This window comes from Psychroserpens sp. (genome assembly GCF_045105015.1).
GTDB lineage: Bacteria > Bacteroidota > Bacteroidia > Flavobacteriales > Flavobacteriaceae > Psychroserpens.
In genome coordinates this window covers 1-5,383 of record NZ_JBGCCX010000056.1, presented here as the reverse complement: position 1 = coordinate 5,383, position 5,383 = coordinate 1, and the positions used below count along the sequence as shown (strand labels likewise).

Annotated in this window: 4 protein-coding genes and 1 pseudogene; 3 read left to right on the top strand and 2 right to left on the bottom strand. The window is 33.3% G+C overall.

The annotated features are described in order from the left end of the window. Together mfd and AB8B90_RS04750 are read left to right on the top strand one after the other, a co-directional pair. Positions 1 to 2,010 (top strand): transcription-repair coupling factor (gene mfd, locus AB8B90_RS04755; RefSeq protein WP_405334180.1); only part of this gene is annotated, 2,010 nt, incomplete at its 5' end. A 55-nt stretch (positions 2,011 to 2,065) separates the two neighbouring features. Continuing rightward, positions 2,066 to 3,376, top strand: a complete 1,311-nt coding sequence (locus tag AB8B90_RS04750; protein ID WP_405334177.1) for a TlpA family protein disulfide reductase — start codon at positions 2,066 to 2,068, stop codon at positions 3,374 to 3,376. Positions 3,377 to 3,467: 91 nt separating this feature from the next. On the opposite strand, the gene lysM is transcribed toward AB8B90_RS04750, so the two are convergent. Together lysM and AB8B90_RS04740 are read right to left on the bottom strand one after the other, a co-directional pair. After that, a complete protein-coding gene (gene lysM / locus AB8B90_RS04745) occupies positions 3,468 to 3,971 on the bottom strand; it encodes a peptidoglycan-binding protein LysM (protein WP_405334176.1) in 504 nt (167 codons plus the stop codon). Positions 3,972 to 4,131: 160 nt separating this feature from the next. After that, positions 4,132 to 5,067: a nicotinic acid mononucleotide adenyltransferase gene (locus AB8B90_RS04740; protein ID WP_405334174.1), complete on the bottom strand. Its 936-nt coding sequence runs from the start codon at positions 5,065 to 5,067 to the stop codon at positions 4,132 to 4,134. Positions 5,068 to 5,199: 132 nt separating this feature from the next. On the opposite strand from AB8B90_RS04740, the pseudogene AB8B90_RS04735 reads away from it, so the two are divergent. Then, positions 5,200 to 5,383 (top strand): annotated as a pseudogene (locus AB8B90_RS04735) (glycerol-3-phosphate dehydrogenase); the annotation flags it as partial.

Here is a 5,383-nt window from a genome sequence, read left to right as displayed (position 1 = left end):
ATTGGAAAATTTGGAGGTCTTCAAAAAATTGATGTCGAAGGCAAAAAACAAGAGGCCATTAAATTAGTATATGGTGAGCGTGATATTTTGTATTTGAGTATCCATTCGCTTCATAAAATCACCAAGTTTAATGGAAAAGATGGAAAACCTCCTAAAGTCTATAAACTCGGAAGTAAAGCTTGGAAAACTTTAAAGCAAAAAACCAAATCTAGGGTTAAGGAAATTGCCTTCAACCTCATCAAAGTCTACGCTAAACGTAAACTAGAAAAAGGCTACCAGTACAGGCCTGATAGTTATCTTCAGCATGAACTTGAAGCTTCTTTTATTTATGAGGACACTCCTGATCAAATCACATCAACTGCAGATATTAAAGCAGACATGGAAAGTGAACGACCAATGGATCGTCTCGTTTGTGGTGATGTCGGTTTTGGTAAAACGGAAGTTGCAATACGTGCTGCTTTTAAAGCCGTAGATAATGGAAAACAAGTTGCCGTTTTAGTACCTACAACTATTCTTGCCTATCAACATAATAAAACATTTACTGAGCGTCTTAAAGATTTCCCAGTTACGGTAGATTACTTGAACCGTTTCAGAACTGCTAAAGAGAAAAGAATCACATTAGAGAAACTGGAAAAAGGTCATGTTGATATCATTATTGGGACACACCAATTGGTAAATAAAAATGTAAAATTTAAAGATTTAGGATTGCTTATCGTTGATGAAGAACAAAAGTTTGGTGTAGCTGTAAAGGAAAAATTAAAGGCTCTAAAAGATAATGTAGATGTCTTAACATTAACTGCAACACCTATTCCAAGAACACTTCAATTTAGTTTGATGGCTGCTCGTGATTTATCAGTAATCACAACTGCGCCTCCAAATCGTTATCCTATAGAAAGTCATGTGATTCGGTTTAATGAAGAAACTATTAGAGATGCTGTGACCTATGAAATTCAACGTGGTGGTCAAATCTTTTTTATTCATAATAGAATTGAAAACATTAAGGAGGTTGCTGGTATGATCCAACGACTCGTGCCAGATGCTAAAATCGCAATAGGTCACGGACAGATGGAAGGTAAAAAACTTGAGCAACTCATGTTGGCATTTATGAATGGTGAGTTTGATGTTTTAGTAAGTACAACCATCGTTGAAAGTGGGCTCGATGTTCCAAATGCGAATACTATCTTTATAAATAATGCAAATAATTTCGGATTAAGTGATTTGCATCAAATGCGCGGACGAGTTGGTAGAAGTAACAAAAAAGCATTCTGTTATTTTATTACACCTGAATATTCAGCTATGACAAACGATGCGCGCAAACGGATAACTGCTCTTGAACAGTTTACCGAATTAGGAAGTGGTTTTAATATTGCAATGAAAGATCTAGAAATTCGTGGTGCTGGTGATTTACTTGGTGGTGAACAAAGTGGATTTATAAATGATATTGGTTTTGACACCTATCAGAAAATCTTAAACGAAGCTATTGAAGAGCTTAAAGAAAATGAGTTTAAGGATTTATATCAAGACGACGGAAAAGAGAAGGAATACGTTAAAGACATTACAATTGACACAGATTTTGAATTATTATTTCCTGATGATTATGTTAATAATATTACTGAACGTCTGAATCTATACACCAAACTCAATACACTTAAAACGGAGGACGACCTCAATACTTTTGAAAGCGAAATCTTAGACCGTTTTGGAGAGTTACCAGTTCAAGTTGTAGATTTATTGAATAGTGTACGAGTAAAATGGATCGCAACTAAAATCGGATTAGAAAAAATTATTATGAAACAAGGCCGTTTTATAGGCTATTTCATAAACGACCAACAAAGCGCGTTTTACCAGAGTGATAATTTTACAAGGGTTTTAAAGTTTGTACAAACCCATCCAAAAGACTGTAAAATGAAAGAAAAACAGACTAGAAACGGTTTACGTCTTCTATTAACTTTTGAGCATATCAAATCGGTAAGACAAGCATTGTCTGTTTTAGAATCTATAATGAAATAAAAAACGGCTTAATATTTGAAGGCTTAATCACAAACAATAACACTAAATTGAACACATGAAATATATATATGTCTTCCTACTATTTATCCCATTAAGTTTATTTTCGCAACACAGTATTAATGGCACCTTTTCACCTGCATCAGATTACACTTATGCTTTTTTGTACCATGCAACTCCAACTGGTTCAGATTATGTTGACAGAGCGCAAATTGATGAAACTGGGAACTTCACTATTCCTTTAGATTCTTCAATGACTGCTGGAATTTACAAAATTGTATATGCACTTCCACCTGAAGAAAACAATTTTGATTTCATCTACAATGGTAAAGAAAGTACGTCACTAACATACAGTGTAGCACAAGGTCTAGAATTTACTGATGGTAATGAAAATAAATTATGGTCTTCATATACCAATAGTATGGAAATGGTTAATATGACCATAAGTAATTATTACACACAGGAAAGCACAGATAAAAAAGCATTTCGTGATATTTTTAAAACTCTAAAAGACACCCAAGTTGCATTTGAAGAGGCTTCAAAAGGTAATATGGCTTCTACTTTTATTAAAGCAAACACACCATATATTCCTGAGTCGTATGAAGATTTATCTACGTATTCTTCTAACTTAAAACGCACTTTTTTATCAAATATTGATTTTAGTAATACACTTTTACAAAGCTCAGACTTTTTAGTAGACCGTGTGTTAGCGTATGTCTTTGGAATGTCGGCAAATACCTCGAGTGATACTTACAAAGAAGATATAGATCACTTGGTAAATAAAATGACTCAAGCAGATTTAGATATAAAAACGATGCTACTAGAAATGATTTGGAGTAGATTTAAAAACATGGACAATCCGGAAGTAGCAAACTATATTTCTCAAACGTATTTAATGACGTTAGCTGAAGAAGGTAATTATCTGACTTTATTGGATGGACTTAAAACATATGAAAATAACCAGATTGGGAAAAAAGCTCAGAATTTTGATTTAGCAGTATCACAACATGGAGAAACAATGACAACATCACTTCATGATTTAGATATCGCTGAACACTATTTAGTTATTTTTTGGAGTAGCACTTGTGGACATTGTCTTGATGAATTACCAATAGTAAAAACAATTCTTTCTTCAAAACCAAACATTCAGGTGATTGCTGTTGGGCTTGAAGATGAAGCAGAAGGTTGGCAAAAAGCCATTGCTGAATATCCTGATTTTATTCATGTATTAGGTTTAGGGAAATGGGATAATCCAATTTCAAATACCTATGACGTTGGAGCTACACCAACGTATATACTCTTAGATACGGATAAAACTATCATTGCAAAACCTTATGATATTGAGGCCTTGGAAAAAGTGTTGGAATAAGTTATTATCTTATATTTCTCGACAGGCTTGAAACAACTCAAACAAAAAAAGCGCAACATTTAGTTGCGCTTTTATTTAACTTGTAATTGTATTAATCCATGTGAGGTATACGTAATACTTGACCTGGATAAATTTTATCAGGATCAGTAAGCATTGGCTTGTTAGCTTCAAAAATTACAGGATACTTCATAGCATTTCCGTAATAATTTTTAGCTATTTTACCTAAAGTATCACCACTAGCTACTGTATGAAACTGAGCTTCTGGCTCTACATGTTCGACAGTCATTTGATCATCAACTGTAGCAATTCCTGCTGTATTTCCTACTACTAAAACTACTTTTTCTTTTGTTGCTTGGTCATGTGCCAAACCAGAAATTGTAGCTGTATCACCTTCAATAGAAACAGTTAAATCGTCTACATGTAGATCTAAATCTTTAATTGTCTCTGCAATTGCTGCTGCATTTGCTGCATTTGCCACTGCTACTGCTTCTGCTGCTGCTGCACTTGCTGCTGCTGCTTCAGCTGCTTTTTCTGTTTCAGATTTTCCTCCGAAAATTTTTGCTCCTGCTTCTTTGATGAACGAAAATAATCCCATAATTTTTCTTTCTTTTAATTATTATTTATTACTAGGTTAAAGTACGAAAATCATTGTGATTTCCAAATGCTATAAGACAATAAATATGCCAAAAAGGGAAACAGCTTCTAGATTTCTCTAAAAGCTGTTTCCAAACTAAATAACCAACCAAAAAAACTTCCTATTTATTAAAGTTCTCTTTAATAAATTTTTTGTTTATAATTTTCTTTCTCTTTTTTGCCACTTTTCCTTTTGTTTCACCTTTTCCTTCTCTTAAATACGCAATATAACCGCTACCAGAGAATTCGTATGTTGTTCCAGAACTTGGGTGAAACAATTGAATGTTTTCGTCATCTATAACGCTTAATTCAAAGTATTCATTGTCTAGATAATCATAATCTAATGTTAAAACTTTTGAGTACTCGTCTCCTTCTACATCATATATTGTATAATTTCCTTCGTAATCCCAAATTAGATCTGCTATTGGTGTTCCAACTTCATCTCTTGATGATAAGAACGTATCACCAAATCCATCTGGTAAAAATGCCATATAGTTTTCTTCATCAAAAGCATTTATTTCACCTGCAGTACTCGTAAATACTTTTTTCCATGCTTCATATTCTTGTAAGAAGTAATGAATGTTATCGTAGAATACAAAGTCGTAATCAAAAGTAGCTCTTTGGTATCCAGTTAAGAAATAGCTTGTATTGCTATTTCTATCGTATAATCTAATTCTTCTATCTGTTAATTGATATACTTCTAATGGATAAAATCCGTCAATATCATGGTCTATTCGAACCACATCGATATTTGTATCATAAAAACCAACATCAATACCAAATCCGCTTCCATTAAATCCTATTCCAGCAATATTGTTGTTTGCATATAATGTTCCTCCACGAAATGAAACGGTAAATGCACGTTGTAAAAATGGAACTTCGCCACTTCCTGTGGTTTCATGAATATTTACATACCAAAGTTCATACGAACCTAAAAGTTCTGCTAAAGTAATTGTTGGTTCTACATAAGGATCTTCAACAACTACAGTTTCGGTATAACAAGATGTAAATAATACTGTGCTCAGTACAATTCCTAAAAGTAATTTTATCGTTTTCATAAGGCGTAGGTTTTACTGTTTATACGATAACGATTTCAAAAGGCGTGCCAAAAATGTATTTTATTGATACTGAGATATATGTATAAAAGGTATAATTTACCTATTTTTTAATTACTATACTTATCATAGGATATGAACAAGAATTTGAAATTTGCCGTTATTGGTGGCGGAAGTTGGGCAACTGCAATCGTTAAAATGTTATGCGAAAACCTATCTGAAGTTGGTTGGTATATGCGAAGTGTATATGCAAAAGAACATTTACTGAACGAGTATCACAACCCAAATTATCTGAGTTCTGTAGAGTTTAAGATTGATC